Raw genomic sequence first — 24,844 nt, 5'->3', positions numbered from 1 at the left:
CCGGCCGGCGATTCGCAAGGCCGTCTGTCGCCGGCCGTCGCGCCCTGGGCGCATACACCGGCCGGCAATCCTTGTCCGGAGGTAGCAGCATGTCCCAGTTGAATGGAAAAGTGGCCGTCGTCACAGGCGCGGCCAGCGGCATCGGCAAAGAAATTGCGCTGACCCTGGCGCGCGCGGGCGCCACCATCGCCATTGCCGATTTGAACCAGGCCGGCGCGGACGCGGTCGCGAAAGAAATCGAGCAGGCCGGCGGCAAGGCGATGGGTGTCGCCATGGACGTCACCAGCGAAGACGCCGTGAACCAGGGCATCGACAAGGTGGCGGCCGCCTACGGCAGCATCGACATCCTGATCTCGAACGCCGGCATCCAGATCGTCAATCCCATCGAGAACTTCGCTTTTTCCGACTGGAAAAAGATGCAGGCCATTCACGTGGACGGCGCCTTCCTGACCACCAAGGCGGCGCTCAAGCACATGTACAAGGACGATCGCGGCGGGGTGGTGATCTACATGGGGTCGGTGCACTCGCACGAGGCCTCGCCGCTGAAATCGGCCTATGTCGCCGCCAAGCATGCGCTGCTGGGTCTGGCGCGCGTGCTGGCCAAGGAAGGCGCCGCGCACAACGTGCGCTCGCATGTCATCTGCCCGGGGTTCGTGCGCACGCCGCTGGTCGAAAAGCAGATCCCCGAGCAGGCCAAGGAACTGGGCATCAGCGAAGAAGACGTGGTCAAGAAAGTCATGCTGGGCAACACGGTGGATGGCGTTTTCACCACGGTCGAAGACGTCGCCCAGACGGCGCTGTTCCTGTGCACCTTCCCCAGCGCGGCCCTGACCGGCCAGTCGTTCCTGGTCAGCCATGGCTGGGTGATGCAGTAGGGAAACGCGCGGCGCGGCGGCCGGCCCTATGCCAAAATCGCGCCCATGCCGATTGATAACCGCCTGACTCCCAACGCCCTCGCCGCCCACACGGCCGCGCTGCCCGCCGCCTGGGCGGCGGCCTTCAAAGACCCCGCCGTGGCCGGTGCCCTGGCGCGGGCCACCGCCCATGTTGAAAAGCGCCTGGTCGAAGGCGCCGTCGTCTATCCCGCCACGCCGCTGCGCGCGCTGCACGGCATGGCGCCCTCGGATGTGCGCGTCGTGATCCTGGGGCAAGACCCGTACCACGGCCCCGGCCAGGCTCAAGGCCTGGCGTTTTCGGTGCCCGACGACTGCAAGCGCCCACCCAGCCTGCGCAACATCTTCAACGAAATCGCCCAGGAATACCCAGGTACCCCTATCCCCGCCGGCAATGACCTGAGCCCGTGGGCGGAACAGGGTGTATTGCTGCTGAACACCTGCCTGACGGTGGAGGACGGCCAGCCCGCCTCCCACGCCAAGCGCGGCTGGGAAACGGTGACGGATGCGCTGATCGCACTGGTCGCGCAAGACCCCTCGCCCAAGGTGTTCATGCTGTGGGGCGCCCATGCGCAGGCCAAGCGCTTGTTGCTGCCGGACAACAACGGCCATCTGGTGCTGATGGCGAACCACCCCTCCCCGCTGTCCGCCCGCAGGCCGCCCGTCCCGTTCCTGGGTTGTGGGCACTTTCAGATGACCAACGCGTGGCTGGTGAACCAAGGGAAAAACCCTATTGATTGGGGACTGGACAAAAAAATAATTCCCTTGCAAGGCGAAATCGGGTTATGATCGCCGCACTGCACAAAACGAGTTCGGCATTTACCGCTTTGATTTAGCGGAATTTTTTGCAGTCTGCCAGGCAAGCTAGCCTGGCCCCCATGCCGAACTATCATCGATTCCTGACCTCCTTTCCTTTCGCCCTGCGTTCCAATCTGTATAAGAGAACGCGCCACGCGCACGGTTGATTCGGTCGGCACGATGCTCCATCAACCGTCGCCTGGATCCGGCCGCCTACTCCCCTGGCCCGACCAAGCACTGCGTCGCATTGTCTGCGGCAAGGGAAAGTAATGTCTTTCGAAACTCTGGGTCTTGCACCCGCTCTGTTGTCGGCCGTTCAAGAAGCTGGCTTCAATACCCCCACCTCCGTCCAAGCCGCTGCCATTCCGCAAGCGCTGGCCGGTCACGACCTGATGGTTTCCTCGCAGACGGGCAGCGGCAAGACCGCCGCCTTCATGCTGCCGGCCCTGCACCGTATTGCCCAGATGCCCGCCAACAAGGGCGTCGGCGTGCAAGTGCTGGTGCTGACCCCCACCCGCGAACTGGCTCTGCAAGTCACCGAAGCCACGGCCACCTACGGCCGCAAGCTGGCTGACCTGCGCACCGCCACCGTCGTGGGCGGCATGCCCTACGGCGCCCAACTGAAGGCCCTGTCGCGTCGCGTTGACGTGCTGGTCGCCACGCCGGGCCGCCTGATCGATCACCTGCAATCGGGTCGCGTCAAGCTGAACACCGTGCACACGCTGGTGCTGGACGAAGCCGACCGCATGCTGGACATGGGCTTCATCGAAGACATCGAAACCATCGTCAGCCGCCTGCCGGAAGATCGTCAGACGCTGCTGTTCTCGGCCACGCTGGACGGCACGATCGCCAAGCTGGCTGCGAAGATGATGCGCGACCCGCAGCGTATCGAGATGGCCGGCGCCAAGGAAAAGCACACCAACATCACGCAAAGCCTGCTGTACGCGGACGACGCCAGCCACAAGATGCAATTGCTGGATCACGTGCTGCGCGACGCCAAGCTGGATCAAGCCATCGTCTTCACGTCCACCAAGCGTGGCGCTGACGATCTGGCCGATCGCCTGGCCGACCAAGGCTTTGCCGCCGCTGCCCTGCACGGCGACATGAACCAGCGCCAGCGCACCCGTACGCTGTCGCAACTGCAACGCGGCCAGCTGCGTATTCTGGTTGCCACCGACGTTGCCGCCCGCGGCATCGACGTGCAAGGCATCAGCCACGCCGTTAACTTCGACCTGCCGATGCAAGCCGAAGACTACGTGCACCGTATCGGCCGTACCGGCCGCGCCGGTCGCAGCGGCCTGGCGTTCACGCTGGCTACGCACTCCGAGCGCCACAAGGTTCGCCGTATCGAGCACTACATCGGCCAAACGATTACGCCGGAAACCATCGCCGGTCTGGAACCCAAGCGCACGCCGCGTCCGTCGGCCGGCGGCAGCGGCGCCCCGCGTGGCGGCAAGCCGTTCGGCAAGCGTCCTGGCGGTTTTGGTGGTTCGCGCCATGAAGGCGGCGGCTACCAAGGCAACCGCGAAGGCCGTTCGTTTGGCGGCCCGCGTGAAGGCGGCGCACCCCGTGGCGAATTCAAGCCGCGTGAAGGTGGTTACCAAGGCAACCGCGACAGCGCCCCGCGCGAAGGCGGCTACCAAGGCAATCGCCCCTTCGGCGACCGCCCGGCCCGTTCGTTCAGCGATCGTCCCAGCTTCGGTGATCGTCCCCAGCGCGAAGGCGGCTACCAGGGCAATCGCCCGTTCGGCGACCGCCCCCCGCGTGAAGGCGGCTTCCGTGGTGGTGACCGCGACGCCCGCCCCAGCTTCGGCGGCGACCGTCCCAGCTTTGGTGACCGCCCCCAGCGCGATGCCCGCCCGTTCAGCGAGCGTGCTCCCCGCGAAGGCGGCTTCCGCGGCGCTGACCGTGACGCCCGCCCCAGCTTTGGCGATCGTCCTGCCCGTGAAGGCGGTTTCCGTGGCGGCGACCGTCCGGAAGGCGGCTTCCGCGCCAAGCCCGCGTTCGACAAGCGCCCCGGCGGCCCCGCCAAGCGCTTTGCCAAGCCGGCTGACCGTCGCGGCTAAATCGCCCCGCTAAGCCCGCAGTAAAAAACCCCGCGTTCGTCGCGGGGTTTTTTTTTGTTCATTGTGCATTACCGTCGCCAACACCCGCCCGCAGCCGGACGGCTACGCCTTTTTTTGGGAAAATGCCGTCATGCCTACGCCCGAACCCGCCATGCAACGCCCTGCCCCCGCCAACCTGCCCCCGTTGTCACCCGCCGCCCAGGCGCACAGCGACGCCGCCGCCGCACAGCTGCGCGCCGCCATTACGGCCAATGGCGGCTGGTTGCCGTTTGACCACTGGATGGCGCAGGCGTTGTATGCGCCGGGGTTGGGCTATTACGCGGCCGGCAACGTCAAGTTGGCCGATGGCAACGACGACGCCAAGGCGCCAGCGGGCGACTTCGTCACCGCGCCGCAACTGACCCCGCTGTTTGCCCGCACCGTTGCCCGTCAGGTTGCGCAGGTGCTGCGGCAGACGCAGACACACGCCGTACTGGAATTTGGCGCGGGCACGGGCGCGCTGGCCGAAGGCGTGCTGCGCGAGCTGGATGCGCAGGGCCTGGACCAGACGCAATACCTGATCCTGGAAGTGTCTGCCGACTTGCGCGCGCGCCAAGCCGAACGCCTGGCCGCTTTCGGGGACCGCGTGCAATGGTTGGACGCCTTGCCCAACGCCTTCGCCGGCTGCGTGCTGGCCAACGAGGTGCTGGACGCGATGCCCGTATCGCTGTTTTGCTGGAGCCAGGACGGCGCCGTGATGGAGCGCGGCGTGGCGCTGGATGCGCAGCAGCACTTCGTCTGGAGCGACCGCCCCGCATCGCCTGCCTTGGCCGAAGCCGTCGCCGCGCGCATGCCGGCGTTGCCCGGCTACGTGTCCGAAATCAATCTGCAAGGCGAAGCCTGGATTGCCGCGATGGGCAGTTGGCTGGAGCGCGGCGCGGCGCTGCTGGTGGACTACGGATTTCCGCGCAGCGAGTTCTACCACCCGCAACGCGCGGGCGGCACGCTGATGTGCCATTTGCGTCATCACGCGCACGGCGATCCCTTCACCGCGCCGGGCTTGCAGGACATTACCGCGCACGTGGATTTCACCGCCATGGCCGATGCGGCGCTCGAAGCCGGCCTGCAAGTGCTGGGCTACACGTCGCAGGCGCGCTTCTTGATGAACGCCGGGTTGATGGATTTGCTGGGCCAGTTGGACCCGTCGGATGTGCAGCAATACGCGCAGGCTGTGGCGCCGGTGCAAAAGCTGCTGTCCGAGGCCGAAATGGGCGAACTGTTCAAGGTGCTGGCCGTGGGCCGTGGCATCACGGAACCGCTGACAGGTTTTTCACGCGGCGACCGTTTGGGCAAGCTGTAGCGGCGGGCCATGCTATAGCGGCGGGCAAAGTTGTGGCGGCGGGCCAAGCCGTCCCGCTGGCACGCCGGCCTATCCGGCTCGCAGCCGGTCCAGCCTTGCTTGCCGGACACTGTCCTTGATGCGCGCCGGGTCGCCCGCGCACGCTTTCGCAATGGCGCCTGCGTCCACACCGCGCACCGCATCCACTCTTGCCTGCCAGGCGCCCATGTCCACCGGGCGCAGGATGGCGGCGGTTTTCAGCAGGTCGAAAAAGCGCTCGGGCTTGCGCAGCGCGTCGGCGCGTTCCATCAGCGCCAGCTGCGCCTCGGTGGCGTCGCTGCTGTTGGCGGCTTGTTCAGCCGCGTCCAGGCCCAGCAATACCTCGGGCAACAAGCGCGCATAGTCGTTGCATTCGGTGGGCACGCGCATGCGTCGGCCCAGCGCCTCGCGCTCGGGCGTCAGGCGGCACAGCAACGCGTATCGGCCGGCCATCGACACCCCCAGCCCGGCCGCGCGATCCACGTCGGCGCCCACGTCGGCAACGCCTTGCAATTCGGGCATCACACGCGCCAATGCGCCAGAATCTTGCAGCACATCCAGCATGCGCGACGGCTTTTTAGCCATCAGCCCGCGCGACAATTCCTTCCACACCCGTTCGGCGACCAACGCGTCGGCCTCGCCCGCGTCAACCATCGCGCGGCAAAGCGCCATCGTCTCGGGCGCCACGGAAAAATCATCAAAGCGGGCGGCGAAGCGGCCCAGCCGCAGGATGCGAACCGGGTCTTCCTGGAAGGCTTCGCCCACGTGGCGAAACACGCGCGCGTGCACGTCGGCCACGCCGCCCAACGGGTCTACAAGCGTGCCGTCCTGGGTCTGGGCGATGGCGTTGACCGTCAGGTCGCGACGCCGCAAGTCTTCTTCCAGCGTCACGTCGGCGCCGGTGTAGAAAGTAAAGCCCTTGTAGCCACGGCCCGACTTGCGCTCGGTGCGCGCCAGGGCGTATTCCTCTTTGGTGCGCGGGTGCAGGAACACGGGGAAATCCCCGCCGACGGGGATGAAACCCCGGCGCACCATGTCTTCGGGCGTTGCGCCCACCACCACCCAATCGTGGTCACCCGGCTTCAAGCCCAGCAGCGCGTCACGCACCGCGCCGCCCACGATATACACCTGCAAGCCGTTGATGGCGGGGTCCAGCGTCATCGCACCGAGGTACTTTCGGCGCCCAGCGGCACGATGTTGCCCAGGCGCTCTTTCAAGGACTGCGGCTGGCCGGTGAACATTGCCGCGTAATACACCGAGTTGGACATCACGTTCTTCACGTAATTGCGCGTTTCGTTGAACGGGATGGTCTCGGCAAAGATTGCGCCTTCGACGGGATGCGAGAACGTCGAGCGCCAATTGTGCGGACGCCGCGGCCCGGCGTTATAGCCCGCGCTGGCCAGCATCTGCGACCCGTCCAGGTCGCGCAGCACCATGTTCAGGTAGTTGGTGCCCAGTTCGGTATTGGTGTCGAAATCATTCACGCTGGCGGGCGTGAAATCGGTCATGCCGATCTTGCCCGCCACCCACTTGGCCGTGGCCGGCATCAGTTGCATCAGACCCGAGGCGCCCACGTGCGAACGCGCATCCATGATGAAGCGCGATTCCTGGCGGATCAAACCGTAGACCCATGCCGGGTCCAGCGCGATGGCGTTGGCCTTGGCGGTGACACGGCCTTCAAACGGCGCGATGAAACGCTGGCTGAAGTCGAACTCTTTTTCGGTGCGATCCGACGTGTTGACCACGCGGTCGTAGATGTTTTCGGCACGGGCCAATTCGGCGGCCGCCATCAATTGGCGGTCGCTCATGCCGCGCAGCGTGAAGTTCCATTCCGGCACCGCTTCGGCACGCCAGCCCAGGCGGAACAACTGCACGGCGCGCTGCAAGCCGGGGTTGGCGCGGGCCTCGGCGATTTCGCGGTCGTTGATGGGCGCCGGGCGCGGCGGCACATTGATGCGGCGGCCCAACTCTTCGGCCGACAGCTGGCCGTAGAAATCGAAGCGGTCGGCGATGCTGGCGTACAAGGCGTTGGCCTGATCCTTGCGGCCAGTGGCCGCCAGGCCGCGCGCCTTCCAGTACACCCAAGACGTGTCGTTGCGCTGCGCGGGCGGCATCTCGTCGATGGATTCGATCACCCACTTCCAGTCGATCTTGGGTTGGCGCAATGCGGCGCGCACCTTCCAGCCGGCGTTGTATTCCGTCATGCGGATGTGGCCGGCTTCGTGATACCAGTCGTCGGCGCGGCTATCGAGCTTCAGCGCGGCCATCAGGGCGTATTGCCCGCGCACCCAGGCCAGGTTGGGCTTGGACATGGACTTGGCCCATTCGCGGCGCAGGTAGGAATCGGCCACGCTGACATCCGATCGCGCCAGGCGCGCCAAGGCGATGGTGACCAGTTCTTTTTCGTTGCGGCCCACCGGCATGCGGTCTTGACGGGTCAGCCATTTCATCGGGTCCTTCATCAGGACGTCGTACGTTTTCAGGTCGCGCGGCTCGAACATGTACTGCACCAGCTTGCGCGCGTCCGTCGTCTTGTCGGACTCGATGGCGTCGCGCAGCTGCGGTTCCAGCTGTTCCCAGCCCAGGATGCCGTCGGCCACCAATTGGTCGTACAAGGCCCAGCAGGCGCTGCCGGGCGCGAAGGCGGACATGGCTTGCGCGGCGGTCGCGCGCTGGCCGGTCATGTGCTTGGCGTCAAGAATGGCGCATTCGATCTGGGCGTTGCTGTTCTTGACTGGCGCCAGCTTGCGCACGGTTTCGAAATCGCCACTGCGGGCGGCGGCCAGCAGCCAGTCGCCCCGCAGCCGGTCGGCCAGGTAGGCGTCGCCATTGCTGCTGATGAAGCGTTGCAGGTCGGCCGTGGGGCGGCCGGTGGCCGGCGGCGTCCAGAGCTGATAGCGCAGCAGCCAGTATTCGGGGTACATGCCCAGCGTGTCGGACTTGGCTTGCGGCACCAACGCGCCCAGGATGGACCACTGCTTGCGGTTCATGGCTTCGCGCGCGGCCACGACGGCGGCCAGGGCGGGCGTGTCGGCGGTTGGGGGCAGGCCGGCCAGCACGGCGGGCGGTACGGCAATCAGCGGTTGTGCCGCCGATTGCGCCGACTGCACGGGCGGCTGGGGCTGCGTGTTGATGGCGGCGCTGCGCTGTTGCGCATCCACCGGCGCACAGGCGGCGGTGAACAGCGCCAGCAACGGCAGCCAGCGGCGCAGGGCCAGGCGGGTGTCGGGCGTGTCAGGCTTGTCCCTGGCTTGCGGGGATTTCCGATGGATTTTCTGATACCGTCCAGATTGCTGCGCACGTGTCATGCCGCGTCCCTGATTTGCCGTCATACGAAGGCCTTGCCGCACAGCTGCACGACATTGCCCGACGGCAGCATGGCCGATGGCATGTCCACGTGCATGTCCACGTGCATGTCCACGTGCATGTTCGTGTACATATCCGTACACATGCCTCTATTCCGCATGCCCGATTCCAGCACGTTCGCCTTCATTGTCCACCCCCATTACAGCCACTGCATGACTACGCAAAATACTCCAAAGGATACCGCAGTCCAGCACCGCACGCGATTGCGGAAACTGCGTGCCGAAATGCCTGAAGACCAGCGCAGCCGCGGCGGTTTGTTGATGCGCGCGCGCCTGTTCACCTGGCTGAATGTGGCCCGCGACGAAGCTGTGCGCGCCGGCCGCCCCGCCCCCGCCACGGTCGCCGCGTTCTGGCCCATGGACGACGAGCCCGACCTGCGCCCCCTGCTGACGCAGTGGGTCGAAAACGGCGTCGGCGTGGCGCTGCCCGTGGTGCGCGAGCGCAATGCGCCGCTTTCCTTCCTGTCCTGGACGCCCGACGCCGAGCTGCGCGCCGGCCCCTACGGCATCCAGGAACCCGTTGCCGGCCCGGACGTGCTGCCCGACGTGGTGCTGGTGCCCACCCTGGGTTACACGGAACACGGCGACCGCCTGGGCTACGGCGGCGGCTACTACGACCGCACCCTGGCCTCGCTGCGCGAGCGCGGACATCCTTTCATCACCATCGGCATCGCCTGGAGCTGCGGCGAGCTGGATGCCGACTACCAGGCCGCTCCCCACGACTTCCCGCTGGACGCCGTGCTGACGCAAGACGGCTGGGTGCCCGAGGCGCCGCTGTCCCAAGGCGGCCCCGGCGGCACCACCTTGCATACGTTCCGCATGAACTGACGCACCAGATGCGCCCGGCGGCGCGCACCAAAGCGGTGCCATCGGTCGCAGCGGGGATGGCGTTTTTGCGTCCTTCAGAGGATATTGTGCCCACGGGCCCTGTGTCCCCGAAAGCTGGCATGCAGGTTGCTTATTGTTTGTGACCGGCCAATCATCGGCCGGGTTGACCGCGTGCAAGCCGGCCACCACAAGCCGGCAGCAGGCACAGCATCGGAGGAGCCATGAAGGACAGACCATCCCGTCCCGCCGCTTATGACGAAATGCGCGACAGCGCAGGCGGCATACGCTCCCAATACCAGGCGTTCGAACGCTGGCACCAAGAGCAGTCGGCCGAGGCCATGGCCGTGCGCCGGCTGGAAGCCGACCTTAGCTTTCGCCGGGTCGGCATCACGTTTTCCGTCGCCGGCGACGCCGCCGGCACCGAACGCCTGATCCCGTTCGACCTGATCCCGCGCATCATTCCCGCCGACGAATGGCGCCACCTGGAAGCCGGCCTGAAGCAGCGCGTGCGCGCGCTGAACATGTTCATCCACGACATCTACCACGGCCACGACATCGTGCGCGCGGGCATCGTGCCGGCCGAACAGGTATTCCTGAACGCCCAGTACCGCCCCGAAATGCAGGACGTGGACGTGGCCGAGGACATCTACTGCCACATCGCCGGCGTGGATATCGTGCGGGCCGGCGCGGGTGAATTCTATGTGCTGGAAGACAACCTGCGCGTGCCCTCGGGCGTGTCGTACATGCTTGAAAACCGCAAGATGTCGATGCGGCTGATGCCCGACGCGTTCAGCCGCATCAAGGTCGAACCGGTGGCGCACTATCCCGACCTGCTGCTGGACAACCTGCGCGAAGTGGCCCCGCATGGCGGCGACGATCCCACCGTGGTGGTGTTGACGCCCGGGATGTACAACTCGGCCTACTTCGAACACGCGTTCCTGGCCCAGCAGATGGGCGTGGAACTGGTCGAAGGGCAAGACCTGTTCGTGGAACAGAACACCGTCTACATGCGCACCACGCAAGGCCCGCGCAAGGTGGACGTTATCTACCGCCGGCTGGACGACGATTTTCTGGACCCGCTGTCGTTCCGGGCCGATTCGGCGCTGGGCGTGCCCGGCCTGCTGTCCGTTTACCGCGCGGGCCGCGTCACGCTGGCCAACGCCATCGGCACCGGCATCGCCGACGACAAATCCACCTATCTCTACGTGCCGGACATGATCCGGTTCTATCTCAGCGAAGAGCCCATCCTGTCCAACGTGCCAACCTGGCGTTGCGGGCGGCCTGATGAACTGTCACACGTGCTGGCCAACATGCACGACCTGGTGGTCAAGGAAGTGCATGGCGCCGGGGGCTACGGCATGCTGGTGGGCCCGTCCGCCAGCCGCGCCGAGGTCGAGGCCTTCAAGGAACGCGTGCGCGCCAACCCGGCCAACTACATCGCGCAGCCCACGCTGGCGCTGTCCACCGTGCCAACCTATGTGGAATCCGGCGTCGCGCCGCGCCACATCGACCTGCGCCCGTACGTGCTGTGCGGCAAGGACATCCGCACGGTGCCCGGCGGCCTGTGCCGCGTGGCGCTGACCGAAGGCTCGCTGGTGGTCAACAGCAGCCAGGGCGGCGGCACCAAAGACACCTGGGTTCTGGAGGACTGAACATGCTGAGCCGAACCGCCGACAACCTGTTCTGGATGTGCCGCTACATTGAACGCGCCGAAAACACGGCGCGCATGCTGGACGTGAACCTGCAAATGTCGCTGCTGCCGCAAGACCCGCAAACGCGCGAAGGGTCGTGGCTGGGCGTGCTGCGCATCTCCGAGCTGCAAGGGCTGTATCAAACCAAGTACGCGTCCATCTCGCCCAACGACGTGTTGCAGTACATGGTGCGTGATCCGGAGAACGCATCGTCGATCTATTCCTGCATGCGCGCGGCCCGAGAAAACGCCCGCGCCGTGCGCGGCAGCCTGACCACCGAGGTCTGGGAAACCTACAACACCACCTGGCTGGAATTGCTTAAGCATCTGCATACCGGCCTGCTGGAACGCAATCCCGGTGAGTTTTTTGAATGGGTGAAGTTCCGCTCGCATCTGGCGCGGGGCGTCACGATCGGCACGATGCTGGAAGACGAGGCGCTGTATTTCCTGCGCATCGGCATGCACCTGGAACGCGCGGACAATACCGCCCGGATGCTGGACGTGAAATTCCACGAACGCGGCAGCCAGGCCACGACGGAAGCGCGTGGCGAAGGCTCAGGCACCGCGGCGCTGCAAAGCGAGTTCTATCGTTGGTCGGCACTACTCAGTTCAGTGTCCGGGCTGGAGATCTACCGCAAGGTGTACCGCGACGTCATCACGCCGGACCGCGTGGCCGAGCTGCTGATCCTGCACCCCGACATGCCGCGCTCGCTGCTGTCGTCGATGCGTGCCGTGTCCGAAGACCTGGCGCGCGTTTCGAACCAACGCTCAACCGAGACCCAGCGCCGCGCGGGCATGCTGTGCGCCGAGCTGCAATTTGGCCGCGTCGAGGACATTCTGGATAGCGGCCTGCACCAATACCTGGACCATTTCCTGGACCGCATCAACGATTTGGGCAACCGGATCAGCCAGGACTTCCTGGTCCCGCTGTCGGCATAACACGGAGACAGCCCCATGAAACAGTTCATCACGCACGTCACGCACTACCGCTACACGGCGCCGGTTACCTACAGCATCCAGACGCTGCGCATGACCCCGCGCGACGACGAACACCAGCGCGTGCTGCGGTGGCACATTGAAGCGCCCGGCGCGTTGGAAAAGCAGGTGGACGCGTACGGCAACATCACCCACACGCTGACCTTGAACCGCCCGCACACCGATATCGAACTGCGTGTGGTCGGGCAGGTGCAGGTGGCGCCGCTGACGCGTGGCCTTTTAGGTAGCGAAGACAGCCGCCTGCCCGTGCACGCCTATTGCGTGCAGACGCCGTTGACCCAGGCGGACGACACCATTCTGGCCTTTGTGCGCGGCGTGCTGCCCAATGGCCTGGGCACCCAGGACGACATCCTGGCGCTGGCCAACGCCATCAGCGACCGCGTGGCGTACGAACCCGGCACCACCGACGTGACCACGGCCGCCAACCAGGTGCTGGCGATGGGCCACGGCGTCTGCCAGGACCACGCCCACCTGTTCCTGGCCTGCGTGCGCGGGTTGGGCGTGCCCGCGCGCTACGTCAGCGGCTACGTGCACACCACCACCGAACACTCGGCCAGCCACGCCTGGGCCGACGTGTTTTTGCCCGACATCGGCTGGACCAGTATCGACGTCACCAACCGCCAATTCGCGTCCGACAGCCATTGCCGCCTGGCCGTGGCGAGGGATTACGATTCCGCCTCGCCCGTGCGCGGCGTGCGCAGCGGCGGGGGTGAAGAATCCATGGAGATCAGCGTGCAGGTGCAGACGTCCGGCCAGCAATAACTGCCGCGCCCACGCCGCAATACAATGCGGCGTGGTTTCTTTGAATGATCGATCATGACCTATTGCGTAGCCGCCCGCCTTGATGCCGGCCTGGTTTTCCTTTCTGACTCCCGCACGAACGCCGGCGTCGACCAGATCAGCGTCTTCCGAAAAATGACCGTCTTCGAGCGCCCGGGCGAGCGCGTCATGGTGCTGATGAGCTCGGGCAACCTGGCCGTCAGCCAGGCGGTGCTGCATGCGCTGGCGCGCCAGCACGACGAAGGCGGCGACACCATCTGGAACGCGCCCGACCTGTTCGAGGCCACCCGCTGCGTGGGCGCGGCGGTACGCGAGGTCTACCGCCGCGAGGCGCCCGCGTTGCAGGAACAGGGCGTGGAGTTCAACGTCAGCCTGATTTTCGGGGGACAGATCGGCACGGAAGGCTGCCGGCTGTTCCAGGTCTACGCGGCCGGCAACTTCATCGAAGCCAGCCAGGAATGCCCGTACTTCCAGATCGGCGAAGCCAAGTACGGCAAGCCCATCCTGGACCGCGTGCTGCGCCCGGACACGTCGCTGGACGAGGCCGCCAAGTGTGCGCTGATCTCCATGGACTCGACCTTGCGGTCAAACATCTCGGTGGGCCTGCCGCTGGACCTGCTGGTCTACGACACCGACACGCTGCGCGTGACCCACTTTGCCAGCATCGACGAACGCAACGAGTATTTCCGCATGATCCGGGGCACCTGGGGCGAGCGCCTGCGCCAGGTCTTTGCCGAAATCCCGGACCCGCTGTGGACCAACCCCAACGACCCCGGTTCGCTGGTGCCACCCAGCCGCGTGCACCAGCCGCTGCGTGTTGAACCCGTCAATGCGCCCCCGGCCAGCAGCTATCCCGCGCCGCAAGTGCTGGCCGAGGACCCGGGCAAGGATCAGGCCAGTTAGGCGGCAAGCGGCAAGCGGCAATCCCCGTTACATCACCCGCAATCCGCGCCAGCCGAGCGGCAATCCGCGTTAACCCGCCTTTCCGCCCGCTGAAACCTGGCTTGAAAAACGGCGAATTCTCATCCTTGTTCCGACGGGCCACACTGGGGTCCATCAAAAAACCACAAGGAGCGAGACATGCCCCATCATTTCGCGCGCGTGGCCGTTCGCGCCTCCCTTCGCGCCTCCCTTCGCGCGACCATTCGCGCCTCTATTCGCGCCTCTATTCGCGCCGCCTGGCCGGCACTGGCCCTGTCCAGCCTTGCCTGGGGCTCCGCCAGTGCGCAAGGCGCTTACCCCAACCACCCCATTTCGCTGGTCGTGCCGTTCGCCGCCGGCGGGCCGACGGACGTCGTGGCGCGCAGCCTGGGCGCGTCCATGGCCAAGACGCTTGGGCAAAGCGTCATCATCGAAAACCGCACCGGCGCGGGCGGCACGCTGGCCTCGCAGCATGTGGCGCGCGCGGCGCCGGACGGCTACACGTTCCTGATCCACCACAACGGCATGGCGACTGCCCCGGCCCTGTATCGCAAGCTGCCGTTCAACCCGCTGACCGACTTCGCTTACGTCGGCCAGGTGGCGGACGTGCCCATGACGCTGCTGGGCCGCAAGGACTTGCCGGCCGACGGCATGGCGGGCTTTATCAAGTACGCGCGTGAAAACGGCAACAAGATCAACCTGGCCAACGCGGGCCTGGGTGCGGTGTCGCAGCTGTGCGGCATGCTGTTGCAGGAATCGCTGGGCGTGCAGTTCACCACCGTGCCCTATGCCGGCACGGCGCCCGCGATGACGGCGCTGCTGGGCGGCCAGGTAGACGTGCTGTGCGACCAGACCACACAGACCATCCCGCAGATCAAGGCCGACCGCGTCAAGCTGTTCGGTGTCACCACACTGGACCGCATCAAGACGCTGCCGGACGCGCCGACGCTACAGGAAGGCGGTTTGAAGGGCTTTGAGGTGAAGGTGTGGCATGGCGTCTATGCGCCCAAGGGCACGCCGCCAGAAGCCATCGACAAGTTCAACGCGGCGTTGCGCGCGGCGCTGAAGGACCCGGCGTTCTCGCAAAAGATGGCAGAGCTGGGCGCCGAGATCGTGCCGGAATCCAAGCAGACACCCGAAGGCCTGCAAACCTGGCTGCAAGCCGAGGTGGACAAGTGGGGCACCGTCATCCGCAAGGTAGGGGTGTACGCGGATTAAAAAAAGGGGGGCATTTCTGCCCCCCTTCTGCTTGCCGGATACCGCTTAGCGCTTAGCGTTTACCGTTTTACCGTTTACCGCTTACAGCGCCAGTTCCTTCCACACCGCCAGCGGGGCTTCCGCGTGGTTCAAGGTGTAGAAGTGCAGTCCGGGCGCGCCGTTGTCCAGCAGGGTCTGGCACAACTCGGTCACCACATCCACGCCAAAAGCGCGGATGGATGCCTTGTCGTCGCCAAACTCGGCCAGGCGCAGGCGGATCCAGCGCGGCACTTCGGCGCCGCACATTTCAGAGAAACGCAGCAGCTGGGTGTGGTTCGTGATGGGCATGATGCCCGGCACGATCGGCACCTTCACGCCCTTGGCCTGGGCCCGGTCGACAAAGTCGAAATAGGCGTCGGCGTTGAAGAAGTACTGCGTGATGGCCGCATCCGCGCCCGCGTTTACCTTGGCCACGAAATGGTCCAGGTCAAGCGACGGGTTGGCGGCCTGCGGGTGCATTTCGGGATAGGCCGCGACTTCAATGTGGAACCAGTCGCCCGTTTCCTCGCGGATGAACGACACCAGTTCGTTGGCGTAGCGCAGTTCACCCGCATCGCCGCCCATGCCCGAAGGCAGGTCGCCACGCAGCGCCACCACGCGCCGCACGCCTTCGTTCTTGTAGGTTTGCAGAATGTCGCGCAGATCCTGCCGCGTGGCGCCCACGCAAGACAGGTGGGGCGCGGCATCGCAGCCCAGGTTACGCAGCGTGCGCACGGCGTCGGCCGTGCCGGCGCGCGTGGAACCACCCGCGCCGAAGGTCACGCTGACGTACTTGGGCTGGATGGCCAGCATCTGCTTGGCCGCGCGAACCAGCCGTTCCTGACCAGCCAGGTCACGCGGCGGAAAGAACTCCAGGCTGAAAGCAGGGGAAGTCGAGTCAGACATTAGGGGATCAGTTTGGTAAGCAGGCCAGAGATGATGCTGTACAGAATGGCACCGCCCACGGCCCACCAGAACCCGTTGACCTGGAAGCCCTTCAGCACGGAGCCGACGAACCAGAACAACAAGGCGTTGATGACGATAAGGAAGAGCCCAAGGGTGACGATCGTGATGGGCAGCGTCAGCAGCACCAGCACCGGCTTGACCAGCATGTTCACCAGACCCAGCACCAGCGCGGCGATCAGCGCAGACCCGAAACTGGCCACGGCAATGCCGGGCAAGAGGTAAGCAACAGCCAGCAGGGCCACCGCGTTCAGAATCCAGACGAGTATCAATGTCACCATGTTCGAACTCCTGTATTGACGCTCCGCGGCCCTGGCTTCGACAGACAAAAACAGGGAAATCCGCGGTTCGGAAAACCCGCGCCAACATGGCGCGGGTCTTTCCTATTGTGCTTTCAACCCATCAATAACGGTAGTGCTCGGGCTTGAAGGGGCCTTCGACCGGCACGTTGATGTAGTCGGCCTGATCCTTGCGCAGCGTCGTCAGCTTCACACCCAGCTTCTTCAGGTGCAGGCGGGCAACCTTTTCGTCCAGGTGCTTGGGCAGTACATAGACTTCGCCCGACTTGTAGGCTTCGTTGCGCGTGAACAGTTCGATCTGGGCGATGGTCTGGTTTGCGAACGAAGACGACATCACGAACGACGGGTGGCCGGTGGCGCAACCCAGGTTCACCAGGCGGCCCTGGGCCAGCAGGATGATGCGCTTGCCGTCCGGGAAGATCACGTGATCGACTTGCGGCTTGATCTCTTCCCACTGGCAATCGGCCAGGCCGGCAACGTCGATTTCGTTATCGAAGTGGCCGATGTTGCAGACGATCGCCTGGTCCTTCATGGCGTTCATGTGCTCACGCGTGATGACGTGGTAGTTGCCGGTGGCGGTGACAAAGATGTCGCCATGCGCGGCGGCCTCGTCCATCGTCACGACCTTGAAGCCTTCCATCGCGGCTTGCAGGGCGCAGATCGGGTCGATTTCGGTGACCCAGACCTGCGCGCGCAGCGCGACCAGCGCCTGGGCGCAGCCCTTGCCTACGTCGCCGTAGCCGGCCACGACGGCGATCTTGCCGGCAACCATCACGTCGGTGGCGCGCTTGATGCCGTCAACCAGCGATTCGCGGCAGCCATACAGGTTGTCGAACTTGGACTTGGTGACCGAGTCGTTGACGTTGATGGCGGCAAAGGCCAGCTCGCCCTTTTGCGACATCTGGTACAGGCGATGCACGCCCGTGGTCGTTTCCTCAGTCACGCCCTTGATCTGCGCCAGGCGGGTGGAATACCACTTCGGATCACGCTTGAGCGTTTCCTTGATGGCGGCAAACAGGATGCGTTCTTCGTCGCTGCCCGGGTTGGCCAGCACCGACAGGTCTTTCTCGGCCTTGGTGCCAAGGTGCAGCATCAACGTGGCGTCGCCGCCATCGTCCAGGATCATGTTGGCGTGCTGGCCATTGGGCCATTCGAAGATCTTGTGGGTGTACTGCCAGTACTCTTCCAGCGTTTCGCCCTTGACGGCGAAGACCGGCGTGCCCGACGCGGCGATGGCGGCGGCGGCGTGGTCTTGCGTGGAGAAGATGTTGCACGAGGCCCAGCGCACTTCGGCGCCCAGGGCCACCAGCGTTTCGATCAGCACGCCGGTCTGGATGGTCATGTGCAGGCTGCCCGCGATGCGCGCGCCCTTGAGCGGCTGCGCGGCGGCGAACTCTTCGCGGATGGCCATCAGGCCGGGCATTTCGGTTTCGGCGATGGCCAGTTCACGACGGCCCCAGCCTGCCAGCGACAGGTCGGCAACCAGGTAATCGGAGAAGGATTTATCAGTTACAGCGTTCATGGTGTGTAGGCTCCACGTGAATTTCGAACGGCGCACGATATGGCCGGACAACGCGAATACACCACGACAGTCGAGTGCTCGCCTTTCCCGCCATATGCGACAAAGGTGAGCGCCGTTGCTGTAGCGACGCGCAAGGCGCGGCGCTTGAACAAGGATTCCTGAGCCTGGCGAGCCGGGTTCCGCGTAGATGTGCACGATGTGCCGTGCAAGGCGGTAACCACGGGGTCGTCGCAACGCTCCTCAGGATTGCCGGGGATTGTACCGGTTTGGCCGGGGGTGCGGAAACCCGTCCCTGAAAAAAAACGCGCGTCATCCCGCCTGCGCGGGCGTGGGCCGGGAGGTCGATTCCGGCGGCAGCGGCTTCAATGGCACCAGGGCATCCAGCAACGAGGTCGCCACGGCATCCCAGCTGCGGGTCAACGCGTGCGCGCGCACGGCGTGGCGGTCCAGCGGCAAGGCGGCGCGGCAAGCATGCGCCAGGTCGTCGTCCAGGCAGCCGGTCACCCCGGGCGTCACCACCGCCAGCGGCGCCTCGCTGCGAAAGGCCGCCACGGGCGTGCCGCAAGCCATCGCTTCCAGCATCACCAGGCCAAACGTATCGGTCAAACTGGGAAAGACGAACACGTCGGCGGCGCCATACAACGAAGGCAGCGCATCGTCCTGTTGCATCCCCAGGAATACCGCACCGGGAAAGCGTTTTTTCAGCCGAGCCTCATCCGGGCCGGCGCCCACCACGACCTTGCTGCCCGGCAGGTCCAGCGCCAGGAACGCGTCCAGGTTCTTTTCCCGCGCGACGCGGCCCACGCTCAGAAAAACAGGGCGGGGCAGATGGGCGAAAGCCTGGCTGGCGCTGGGTTGGAATTTGCGCGGGTCCACGCCGCGCGACCAGATGCGCAAGTTGCTCAAGCCGCGCCGCACCAGCACATCGCGCACCGTGGGCGTGGGCACCAGCACGCACCGCGACGGCCGGTGAAACCAGCGCAGATACCGCCACGGCAAGGCGGCGGGTATGCCCATGCGCGCTTGCAGGTAGTCGGGGAACATGGTGTGGAACGACGTGGTGAACGCCCAGCCGCGCGACAGGGCCATGCGTCGCGCCGCCAGCCCCAGCGGGCCTTCGGTGGCGATGTGCAGGGCGTCGGGGATGGTGTCGCCCAGGATGCGGCGCAGTTGCCGCCCGGGTTGCAGGCAAAGCCGCAGATCGGGCTCGGATGGCGCCGGCACGGTGCGGCTGCCTTCCGGGCTGACCACGATCAGTTCGTGACCCCATTCCTGCAGGATCTGCCGCATGGTCGTCCAAGTGCGGACGACGCCGTTGACTTGCGGATGCCAGGCATCCGTGACCAGGACGATGCGCATGATAAGGCCGGAAGTGGGCGATACCGCGATTTAGCCCGCTTCATGTGACATGACCAAGACGGCGGCGATGATCGGCCGCCGGGCGCGGTCACCCGCGCCGCAATGCGCCTTTCAGTTATTGCGCCGGGGATACCCCTGCGCCTTGATGCGCACCCAGACGTCGCGCTTTTCCTCTTCCGTCATGAAGACCCAGTTGGCCACTTCCATGGCCGTGCGGCCGCAACCCCGGCAGATGTCGTCGAACAGCGTCGAGCACACGGCTACGCAGGGGGAGTCGGTTGCCTTGAAGACGCGTTGCGCGTCGTCGGGGTCGGGTAGTTCGGAAAGGTTGGCGAAGTGGCGATTCATGGGGCGAAGGTTACCACCAGGGTTGTGTCCCTTTTTGGATAGCCCTATCGCCCGCCAAGGCTTGGTTGACGCCTGCCACCTATCGCCATCCGAAGAAGGCGCCGGCCTCTTGCAGCAGCGCGTCGGGGCACTCTTCGGCCAGGTAATGCGCCCCCGCCAAGGGGCCGCCCGACACGTCATCGGCGATGGCACGCCATAGCGCCAGCACGTCAAAATTCTTGCCCACCGCGCCGCGTTCGCCCCACAGCGCCCGCACGGGCATGCGCAGCCTTTCGCCGTTGGCGCGGCCGGCGCGGTCATGGTCCAGGTCCACCGTGGCGGATGCGCGATAGTCTTCGCAAAGACCGGTGGCCCAGCCCGGCAGGCGCGCCGCGCGTTCGTATTCGGCCATCGCCTCGGCGGAAAAATGCGCCAGCCCGCCGGGCCGGCCGCCCATCACCGACCGCAGATAGAACACCGGATCATGCTCGATCATCGTCTCCGGCCCGGGCGCGGGCTGAATCAGCCAGAACCAATGGAAGTACGCCTGGGCGAACGCGCGCGTCGTGCCCTCGTACATGTCCAGCGTCGGCGCGATATCCAGCAGCATCATGCGCGACACGGCCTCGGCATGGTCCAGGCCCATCCGGTGCGCCACGCGCGCGCCGCGGTCGTGCGCCAGCACGTCGAAGCGCGCATGGCCCAGCGCTTGCATCAGCCCAACCATGTCGGCCGCCATCTCGCGCTTTGAATGCGCAATGTGGCCGGGCGAGGCCGCAGGCTTGGTGCTGGCGCCATAACCCCGCAAATCGGCCGCCACGCAGGTGCGATGCCGCGTCAACGCCGGCCACACGCGGTGCCAGATGGCGCTCGTTTGCGGGTGGCCGTGCAGCAGCAGCAACGGCGGGCCCGCCCCGTCGATGCGCGCGGCGATGTCAACGCCATTGGTCTGGATACGGCGCACCGGCAAGTCGAAGAATGCGGTCATGGATACTGCCTCCTTGTGGATTTATCGTGCTGCCCAATCCAGGCGGTCGCGCACGGTGCGCGCCACATCCTTCATCCACGGATGCCGCGCCCAATGGGCCGCCTCGAACCGTTCAACATCGGGCAATTGCAGCAGCGACGCGCCCACCATGTCCTGGCCTTGCGCGTACATGCGGCGATGGCGTTCGGGCAGCGCAAAGCCTGCCGTCCAGCCATCCGCCGCGCGCACCTGCCCCGCCATGACGTCGATGGTCACGCGGTTGCCGCCCGATTCCTGCGTATTGGACACCCGCGCGAGCAAGGCGTCGACTTCCAAGGCGGGCAGGCTGACCAGCAACAAGCCGTTGTTGACCGCGTTGAAGTAGAAGATCTCGCCAAAGCTGGGCGCGATCACGGCGCGGATGCCAAATTGCTGCAAGCCCCACACCGCGTGTTCGCGGCTGGAGCCACAGCCAAAGTTGGGTCCGGCCACCAGCACCGACGTGCCCGCGTAGGCGTCCTGGTTCAGCACAAAGTCCGCGCGCGGTGCACCATGCTCGTCAAAGCGCAGGTCGTACAGCAGGCCACGGTCCAGCCCCGCCTTGTCGATGATGCGCAAAAACTGCTTGGGCATGATCTGGTCGGTGTCCAGATTGGAAAACGGCAGCGGCGCGGCCACGCCTTCGATCAACGGGTTCATTTGGCAAGGCTCCATTCACGGACATCGACAATGCGGCCGGCCAGCGCGGCGGCGGCGGCCATGGCGGGGCTCATCAGGTGCGTGCGCCCTGCCCGCCCCTGGCGGCCTTCGAAATTACGGTTGGTGGTGGACGCGCAGCGCTCGCCGGGCCGCAGCACGTCGTCGTTCATGGCCAGGCACATCGAACAGCCGGGTTGCCGCCATTCGAAGCCCGCTTCGATCAGCACCGCCGCGAGTCCTTCGGCCTCGGCCTGCGCGCGCACCGCGCCCGAGCCCGGCACGACCATGGCGCGCACGCCATCGGCCACTTTTCTGCCGCGCGCCAGGTCGGCCACGACACGCAGGTCTTCGATGCGCCCGTTGGTGCAGGACCCGATGAACACGCGGTCCACCGGCACGCCCGCAATCGGCGCCCCCGCTGCCAGGCCGATGTAGTCCATCGCCTTTTCCAGCGCCAGCCGTGCCAGCTGATCGGGTTCGGCTTGCGGGTCAGGCACGTGGCCCGTGATCGGCAGCGCCTGGTCGGGGCTGGTGCCCCACGTGACAAACGGCGCGATGTCGGCGGCGTTGAACGCGTGTTCCACATCAAAAGCCGCATCCGAGTCGCTGCGCAAGGTGGCCCAGTACGCACGCGCCTGCATCAGCAGGTCGCCATGCAGTTGCGGCGCGTGCGCGGTCACGTAGGCGTCGGTGGTGGCGTCCGGGGCGATCAGCGCGGCGCGCGCGCCGGCCTCCACCGTCATGTTGCACAAGGTCATGCGGGCCTCGGCGGACAGCGCCTCGATAGCTTGGCCGCTAAATTCCACCGCGTGCCCGCGCGCGCCTTGCGCCCCGATCCGATGCACCAGATAAATGACCAGGTCCTTGGCGGACACACCCACGCCCAGCGTGCCGTCCACGCGGATGCGCAGGTTGCGCGCCACGCGGTACACCAGCGTCTGCGTGGCCAGGATGTGTTCAACCTCGGACGTGCCGATACCAAAGCCCAGCGCCCCCAGCGCGCCGTAGGTGGTCGTGTGGCTGTCCCCGCACAACACCACCATGCCGGGCAGGATCATGCCGTGCTCGGGCGCGATCACGTGTTCGATGCCCTGCAACGGGTCGGTCGTATCGAACAGCGCAATGTGCTGCGCATCGCAATTGCGCTTCAAGTTCACGGCCTGGCGCGACGAGGCCTCATCGGCAATCACGCGCAACGCCGACGGCACGGGATGCGTGGGGATGATGTGGTCCACCACCGCCATCTGCTGCCCTGGCCGCAACACGGCCCTGCCGCGCGCGGCCAGTCCGCTGAAGGCTTGCGGGCTGGTGTATTCGTTCATGATGTGCAGATCGACGTACAGCAGGATGTGCTCGTCGTCGATGCGGGCCACCTCATGGCTGGCCACCAGTTTGTCGTACAGCGTCATGCCGGGCATGTCTTGCTTCCTTATGTCTTGCCTGATTGCTTGATTGCTTGATTGCTTGCTTGCCTGAAGCGGGGCGCCCGCCTTGCCGACGGGCGGGTCTTGCTGCGTCTTGCTGCGTCTTGCTGTGTCTTCTGTGTTTTCTGGGCCGGCGCAGTCGGCCGGCTCAGTCAGCCGGCTCAGTTCGCCTGGATGCCGGCGTCCTTCACCACCCCTGCCCAGCGCGTCATCTCGGCGGCCACCATGTCGTCCGTCTTGGCGGGTGTGGAGACCAGCGGGTCAAAACCCTCGCGCTGCATGCGCGCCTTGAGCTCCGGCGATTGCAGCGCCTGGGCCAGCTTTGCGTTCAAGGTGTCGATCACCGGCTGCGGCGTACCGGCCGGCGCGCTGATGACGAACCAGGTGTTGAACTCATACCCGGGCAAGCCGGATTCCGCGATGGTCGGCACATCGGGCAACAGCGGCGAACGCGTGGTGCCCGTCACGCCAAGCGCACGCAGCTTCTTGCCGTCCACCTGCGGCTTGGCGGCCGACAGCACCGGAAAGCTCATCTGCACTTGCCCGCTGATGGTGTCGACCATGGCCGGCCCGCCGCCCTTGTACGGCACGTGCAGAATCTGCGTCTTGGACACCGACTTGAACAGCTCCGCCGCCATGTGGAAGGTGCTGCCCGTGCCCGCCGAGCCAAAGCTCAGATCGTTGGCGGGCCGCGCGCGCACATAGGTCAGCAGTTCACCGACGTTCTTCACGGGCAGGGCGTTGGTCACCGTCAGCACATGTTGCGACGTACCCACCGTGCCCACCGAACGCAGATCCTTCTTCGTATCGAACGGCATGTCCTTGAACAGCGCCGGGTTGATGGCCAGCGACATCGTGTTGATGGCCAGCGTGTAGCCGTTGGGCTGCGCGCGCGCCACGGCGGCCATGCCGATGTTGCCCGACGCGCCCGCGCGGTTTTCAACGATCACGCTTTGCCCCAGCGCGCGCGCCCACGCGTCCGAGATCAGCCGCGCGGCGATATCGACGCTGCCGCCGGGCGCAAACGGCACAACCAGCGTCACGGCGCGGTCGGGAAATGCGTCGGCGGCGGCAGCCGGAAGGCTCCAACAGGCGCCAGCAACTAGCGCCGCGCACCAGGCGCGGGTGGTCGGTTTGATCTTCATGCGTTGTCTCCTCGATTGGCCGCGTTGATGGGAGGTCCCGTGCGGCTCTGCTTGGGTGAGGCCAGTGTATAAGCGGGGTCGATTCTTATAATTCGCGGTAAAACGAATTCTTTATTAAATTGAATTTATAAATACCGCTACGCGCCTGCCTGCGCTGCCTGCCATGGACGCCCTTTCCGATCTCGCTTTCTTTTCGTTGGTGGTCAAACACGGCAACCTGTCCGCCACCGCGCGCGAACTGGGCCTGACCCCGCCCGCCGTCAGCGCGCGGCTGGCCAGGCTGGAACAGCGGCTGGGCGTACGCCTGCTGAACCGCACCACACGCCGCGTCAGCGTCACGCAAGAAGGCGAGCTATATCTGGCCGAGGGCGGCCGCATCCTGGCCGACCTCGAAGCGCTGGAACGCTCGGTATCCAGCGCCCGCGCCCAACCCCAAGGCCTGCTGCGGCTGAACGCCACCTTCGGCTTCGGCCGCGCCCACATCGTGCCCGCCGTATCCGACTTCGCGCGGCAGTACCCCGACGTGGAAGTGTTGATGCGGCTGACGGACCGGCCGCTGAACCTGATCGAAGAAGGGTTCGACGTTGCCGTGCGCTTCGGCGACCTGCCCGACGCCCGCCTGACGGCCCGCAAGATCGTCTCCAACCGCCGGCTGCTGTGCGCCTCGCCGCGCTACCTGGACACCTACGGCGAACCCCGCACGCCGGGCGAGCTGCAACGCCACCGCTGCATCGTCGTCCGCGAAAACGACGTCGCCTACGGCACCTGGCGCCTGCAAGCCGGCCAACGCACCGAAACCGTAAAGGTGCGCGGCCCGGTCAGCTCCAACGACGGCCAAAGCGCGCTGGAATGGGCACTGGACGGCCACGGCATCGTCATGCGCTCCGAATGGGAAACCGCCGCCTACCTGCGCGACGGCCGGCTACGCGAAGTGCTGGCCGACTGGCGCACTCCCCCCGCCGACATTCACGCGCTATACCCGGAACGCCTGAACCTGCCGGCCAAGACGGTGGCGTTCGTGGACTTTCTGGCCCAACGATTTGCGCGGTATCTGAAGGCGCCGGGCGGGGCGGGAGGAGCGTGGTGATGCAGGCCGCCGACACGGTCGATTTGTAGCCCCGGAGCTACAAAACGCCCTGTCGTGGCAGATTTTGTAGCCGGCGGGCCTCACGAAGCCTGATTCAGCCGCTTCGACGCCGTTTAGCCAAT

The 24,844-nt window shown here is 65.8% G+C and carries 23 protein-coding genes and 1 riboswitch; of the genes, 11 read left to right on the top strand and 12 right to left on the bottom strand.

Annotated elements, in window-relative coordinates; all coding sequences use genetic code 11:
- Positions 1 to 89: 89 nt before the first annotated feature.
- The 4 genes from YH64_RS04045 (at position 90) to YH64_RS04030 (ending at position 5,096) form a co-directional block, all read left to right on the top strand.
- The gene (locus tag YH64_RS04045) at positions 90 to 875 is read left to right on the top strand and encodes a 3-hydroxybutyrate dehydrogenase (protein WP_046803029.1); all 786 of its coding nucleotides are present in this window, start codon (positions 90 to 92) and stop codon (positions 873 to 875) included.
- A gap of 45 nt (positions 876 to 920) precedes the next feature.
- Complete coding sequence (locus tag YH64_RS04040; RefSeq protein ID WP_046803028.1) at positions 921 to 1,682, top strand: uracil-DNA glycosylase; 762 nt, start codon at positions 921 to 923, stop codon at positions 1,680 to 1,682.
- A gap of 278 nt (positions 1,683 to 1,960) precedes the next feature.
- Complete coding sequence (locus YH64_RS04035; RefSeq protein ID WP_046803027.1) at positions 1,961 to 3,757, top strand: DEAD/DEAH box helicase; 1,797 nt, start codon at positions 1,961 to 1,963, stop codon at positions 3,755 to 3,757.
- 151 nt (positions 3,758 to 3,908) lie between these two features.
- Positions 3,909 to 5,096 (top strand): class I SAM-dependent methyltransferase, encoded by a 1,188-nt coding sequence (locus YH64_RS04030; protein WP_046803141.1) that lies wholly within the window; start codon positions 3,909 to 3,911, stop codon positions 5,094 to 5,096.
- Between the two features lie 69 nt (positions 5,097 to 5,165).
- Here the strand turns inward: YH64_RS04030 and YH64_RS04025 are convergent, their stop codons facing one another.
- From YH64_RS04025 to YH64_RS30450, 3 genes are read right to left on the bottom strand one after another with little or no spacing between them, the layout of a single operon-like run.
- Complete coding sequence (locus YH64_RS04025) at positions 5,166 to 6,275, bottom strand: tRNA CCA-pyrophosphorylase (RefSeq protein ID WP_046803026.1); 1,110 nt, start codon at positions 6,273 to 6,275, stop codon at positions 5,166 to 5,168.
- Positions 6,272 to 8,422 carry a lytic transglycosylase domain-containing protein gene (locus YH64_RS04020; protein ID WP_046803140.1) on the bottom strand — a complete coding sequence of 717 codons (2,151 nt, stop codon included), beginning with the start codon at positions 8,420 to 8,422 and terminating at the stop codon, positions 6,272 to 6,274. Before YH64_RS04020 ends, YH64_RS04025 begins: the two co-directional genes overlap by 4 nt.
- A 20-nt stretch (positions 8,423 to 8,442) precedes the next feature.
- Positions 8,443 to 8,565 (bottom strand): hypothetical protein, encoded by a 123-nt coding sequence (locus YH64_RS30450; protein WP_255444119.1) that lies wholly within the window; start codon positions 8,563 to 8,565, stop codon positions 8,443 to 8,445.
- Between the two features lie 67 nt (positions 8,566 to 8,632).
- Here YH64_RS30450 and YH64_RS04015 point away from each other — a divergent pair, with 67 nt between their 5' ends.
- From YH64_RS04015 to YH64_RS03990, 6 genes are all read left to right on the top strand, one after another.
- Complete coding sequence (locus YH64_RS04015; protein ID WP_046803139.1) at positions 8,633 to 9,307, top strand: 5-formyltetrahydrofolate cyclo-ligase; 675 nt, start codon at positions 8,633 to 8,635, stop codon at positions 9,305 to 9,307.
- A gap of 221 nt (positions 9,308 to 9,528) precedes the next feature.
- A complete protein-coding gene (locus tag YH64_RS04010; protein ID WP_046803025.1) occupies positions 9,529 to 10,959 on the top strand; it encodes a circularly permuted type 2 ATP-grasp protein in 1,431 nt (476 codons plus the stop codon).
- 2 nt (positions 10,960 to 10,961) lie between these two features.
- Positions 10,962 to 11,936 carry an alpha-E domain-containing protein gene (locus YH64_RS04005; protein ID WP_046803024.1) on the top strand — a complete coding sequence of 325 codons (975 nt, stop codon included), beginning with the start codon at positions 10,962 to 10,964 and terminating at the stop codon, positions 11,934 to 11,936.
- A 15-nt stretch (positions 11,937 to 11,951) separates the two neighbouring features.
- Positions 11,952 to 12,755 carry a transglutaminase family protein gene (locus YH64_RS04000; protein WP_046803023.1) on the top strand — a complete coding sequence of 268 codons (804 nt, stop codon included), beginning with the start codon at positions 11,952 to 11,954 and terminating at the stop codon, positions 12,753 to 12,755.
- A gap of 54 nt (positions 12,756 to 12,809) precedes the next feature.
- Positions 12,810 to 13,676 (top strand): proteasome-type protease, encoded by an 867-nt coding sequence (locus tag YH64_RS03995; RefSeq protein ID WP_046803022.1) that lies wholly within the window; start codon positions 12,810 to 12,812, stop codon positions 13,674 to 13,676.
- Between the two features lie 177 nt (positions 13,677 to 13,853).
- On the top strand, positions 13,854 to 14,912 hold the full coding sequence (locus YH64_RS03990) for a tripartite tricarboxylate transporter substrate-binding protein (RefSeq protein ID WP_255444118.1): 1,059 nt from the start codon (positions 13,854 to 13,856) through the stop codon (positions 14,910 to 14,912).
- Between the two features lie 81 nt (positions 14,913 to 14,993).
- Here YH64_RS03990 and metF read toward each other — a convergent pair whose 3' ends face one another.
- From metF to YH64_RS03945, 9 genes are all read right to left on the bottom strand, one after another.
- A complete protein-coding gene (gene metF / locus YH64_RS03985) occupies positions 14,994 to 15,836 on the bottom strand; it encodes a methylenetetrahydrofolate reductase [NAD(P)H] (RefSeq protein WP_046803021.1) in 843 nt (280 codons plus the stop codon).
- Positions 15,836 to 16,171 carry a phage holin family protein gene (locus tag YH64_RS03980; RefSeq protein WP_006224804.1) on the bottom strand — a complete coding sequence of 112 codons (336 nt, stop codon included), beginning with the start codon at positions 16,169 to 16,171 and terminating at the stop codon, positions 15,836 to 15,838. The genes metF and YH64_RS03980 overlap by 1 nt, the downstream gene beginning before the upstream one ends.
- Positions 16,172 to 16,295: 124 nt before the next feature.
- A complete protein-coding gene (gene ahcY / locus YH64_RS03975; RefSeq protein WP_046803020.1) occupies positions 16,296 to 17,714 on the bottom strand; it encodes an adenosylhomocysteinase in 1,419 nt (472 codons plus the stop codon).
- 100 nt (positions 17,715 to 17,814) lie between these two features.
- Positions 17,815 to 17,962: riboswitch (S-adenosyl-L-homocysteine riboswitch) on the bottom strand.
- A 61-nt stretch (positions 17,963 to 18,023) separates the two neighbouring features.
- Positions 18,024 to 19,073, bottom strand: coding sequence for a glycosyltransferase family 1 protein (locus YH64_RS03970; RefSeq protein ID WP_046803019.1), 1,050 nt, complete (start codon positions 19,071 to 19,073; stop codon positions 18,024 to 18,026).
- Between the two features lie 111 nt (positions 19,074 to 19,184).
- Positions 19,185 to 19,421, bottom strand: a complete 237-nt coding sequence (locus tag YH64_RS03965) for a DUF1289 domain-containing protein (protein ID WP_046803018.1) — start codon at positions 19,419 to 19,421, stop codon at positions 19,185 to 19,187.
- Positions 19,422 to 19,500: 79 nt separating this feature from the next.
- Complete coding sequence (locus YH64_RS03960) at positions 19,501 to 20,388, bottom strand: alpha/beta fold hydrolase (RefSeq protein WP_046803017.1); 888 nt, start codon at positions 20,386 to 20,388, stop codon at positions 19,501 to 19,503.
- A 21-nt stretch (positions 20,389 to 20,409) separates the two neighbouring features.
- Positions 20,410 to 21,066 carry a 3-isopropylmalate dehydratase small subunit gene (leuD, locus tag YH64_RS03955; protein WP_143215243.1) on the bottom strand — a complete coding sequence of 219 codons (657 nt, stop codon included), beginning with the start codon at positions 21,064 to 21,066 and terminating at the stop codon, positions 20,410 to 20,412.
- Positions 21,063 to 22,484, bottom strand: a complete 1,422-nt coding sequence (gene leuC, locus YH64_RS03950) for a 3-isopropylmalate dehydratase large subunit (RefSeq protein WP_046803015.1) — start codon at positions 22,482 to 22,484, stop codon at positions 21,063 to 21,065. Before leuC ends, leuD begins: the two co-directional genes overlap by 4 nt.
- Positions 22,485 to 22,651: 167 nt before the next feature.
- Positions 22,652 to 23,635 (bottom strand): tripartite tricarboxylate transporter substrate binding protein, encoded by a 984-nt coding sequence (locus YH64_RS03945; RefSeq protein ID WP_046803014.1) that lies wholly within the window; start codon positions 23,633 to 23,635, stop codon positions 22,652 to 22,654.
- 163 nt (positions 23,636 to 23,798) lie between these two features.
- On the opposite strand from YH64_RS03945, the gene YH64_RS03940 reads away from it, so the two are divergent.
- On the top strand, positions 23,799 to 24,722 hold the full coding sequence (locus tag YH64_RS03940; protein WP_143215242.1) for a LysR family transcriptional regulator: 924 nt from the start codon (positions 23,799 to 23,801) through the stop codon (positions 24,720 to 24,722).
- Positions 24,723 to 24,844: the final 122 nt, after the last annotated feature.

Origin of the sequence: Achromobacter sp. LC458, from assembly GCF_001005835.2 — a bacterium.
Taxonomy (GTDB): Bacteria; Pseudomonadota; Gammaproteobacteria; order Burkholderiales; family Burkholderiaceae_B; genus Achromobacter; species Achromobacter spanius_B.
This window is presented reverse-complemented; position numbering and strand designations above follow the sequence as displayed.

Excerpts from the sequence above, each read along its gene's own strand:
- YH64_RS03960 (WP_046803017.1), bottom strand. The coding sequence starts at position 20,388 with ATGACCGCATTCTTCGACTTGCCGGTGCGCCGTATCCAGACCAATGGC.
- YH64_RS04010 (WP_046803025.1), top strand. The coding sequence starts at position 9,529 with ATGAAGGACAGACCATCCCGTCCCGCCGCTTATGACGAAATGCGCGAC.
- leuC (WP_046803015.1), bottom strand. The coding sequence starts at position 22,484 with ATGCCCGGCATGACGCTGTACGACAAACTGGTGGCCAGCCATGAGGTG.
- YH64_RS04035 (WP_046803027.1), top strand. The coding sequence starts at position 1,961 with ATGTCTTTCGAAACTCTGGGTCTTGCACCCGCTCTGTTGTCGGCCGTT.
- leuD (WP_143215243.1), bottom strand. The coding sequence starts at position 21,066 with ATGAACCCGTTGATCGAAGGCGTGGCCGCGCCGCTGCCGTTTTCCAAT.
- YH64_RS04025 (WP_046803026.1), bottom strand. The coding sequence starts at position 6,275 with ATGACGCTGGACCCCGCCATCAACGGCTTGCAGGTGTATATCGTGGGC.
- YH64_RS04045 (WP_046803029.1), top strand. The coding sequence starts at position 90 with ATGTCCCAGTTGAATGGAAAAGTGGCCGTCGTCACAGGCGCGGCCAGC.
- YH64_RS03970 (WP_046803019.1), bottom strand. The coding sequence starts at position 19,073 with ATGCGCATCGTCCTGGTCACGGATGCCTGGCATCCGCAAGTCAACGGC.
- YH64_RS03995 (WP_046803022.1), top strand. The coding sequence starts at position 12,810 with ATGACCTATTGCGTAGCCGCCCGCCTTGATGCCGGCCTGGTTTTCCTT.
- ahcY (WP_046803020.1), bottom strand. The coding sequence starts at position 17,714 with ATGAACGCTGTAACTGATAAATCCTTCTCCGATTACCTGGTTGCCGAC.
- YH64_RS04000 (WP_046803023.1), top strand. The coding sequence starts at position 11,952 with ATGAAACAGTTCATCACGCACGTCACGCACTACCGCTACACGGCGCCG.
- YH64_RS03965 (WP_046803018.1), bottom strand. The coding sequence starts at position 19,421 with ATGAATCGCCACTTCGCCAACCTTTCCGAACTACCCGACCCCGACGAC.
- YH64_RS30450 (WP_255444119.1), bottom strand. The coding sequence starts at position 8,565 with ATGTGTACGGATATGTACACGAACATGCACGTGGACATGCACGTGGAC.
- YH64_RS04005 (WP_046803024.1), top strand. The coding sequence starts at position 10,962 with ATGCTGAGCCGAACCGCCGACAACCTGTTCTGGATGTGCCGCTACATT.
- YH64_RS03990 (WP_255444118.1), top strand. The coding sequence starts at position 13,854 with ATGCCCCATCATTTCGCGCGCGTGGCCGTTCGCGCCTCCCTTCGCGCC.
- YH64_RS04040 (WP_046803028.1), top strand. The coding sequence starts at position 921 with ATGCCGATTGATAACCGCCTGACTCCCAACGCCCTCGCCGCCCACACG.
- metF (WP_046803021.1), bottom strand. The coding sequence starts at position 15,836 with ATGTCTGACTCGACTTCCCCTGCTTTCAGCCTGGAGTTCTTTCCGCCG.
- YH64_RS04020 (WP_046803140.1), bottom strand. The coding sequence starts at position 8,422 with ATGACACGTGCGCAGCAATCTGGACGGTATCAGAAAATCCATCGGAAA.
- YH64_RS03940 (WP_143215242.1), top strand. The coding sequence starts at position 23,799 with ATGGACGCCCTTTCCGATCTCGCTTTCTTTTCGTTGGTGGTCAAACAC.
- YH64_RS04030 (WP_046803141.1), top strand. The coding sequence starts at position 3,909 with ATGCAACGCCCTGCCCCCGCCAACCTGCCCCCGTTGTCACCCGCCGCC.
- YH64_RS04015 (WP_046803139.1), top strand. The coding sequence starts at position 8,633 with ATGACTACGCAAAATACTCCAAAGGATACCGCAGTCCAGCACCGCACG.
- YH64_RS03945 (WP_046803014.1), bottom strand. The coding sequence starts at position 23,635 with ATGAAGATCAAACCGACCACCCGCGCCTGGTGCGCGGCGCTAGTTGCT.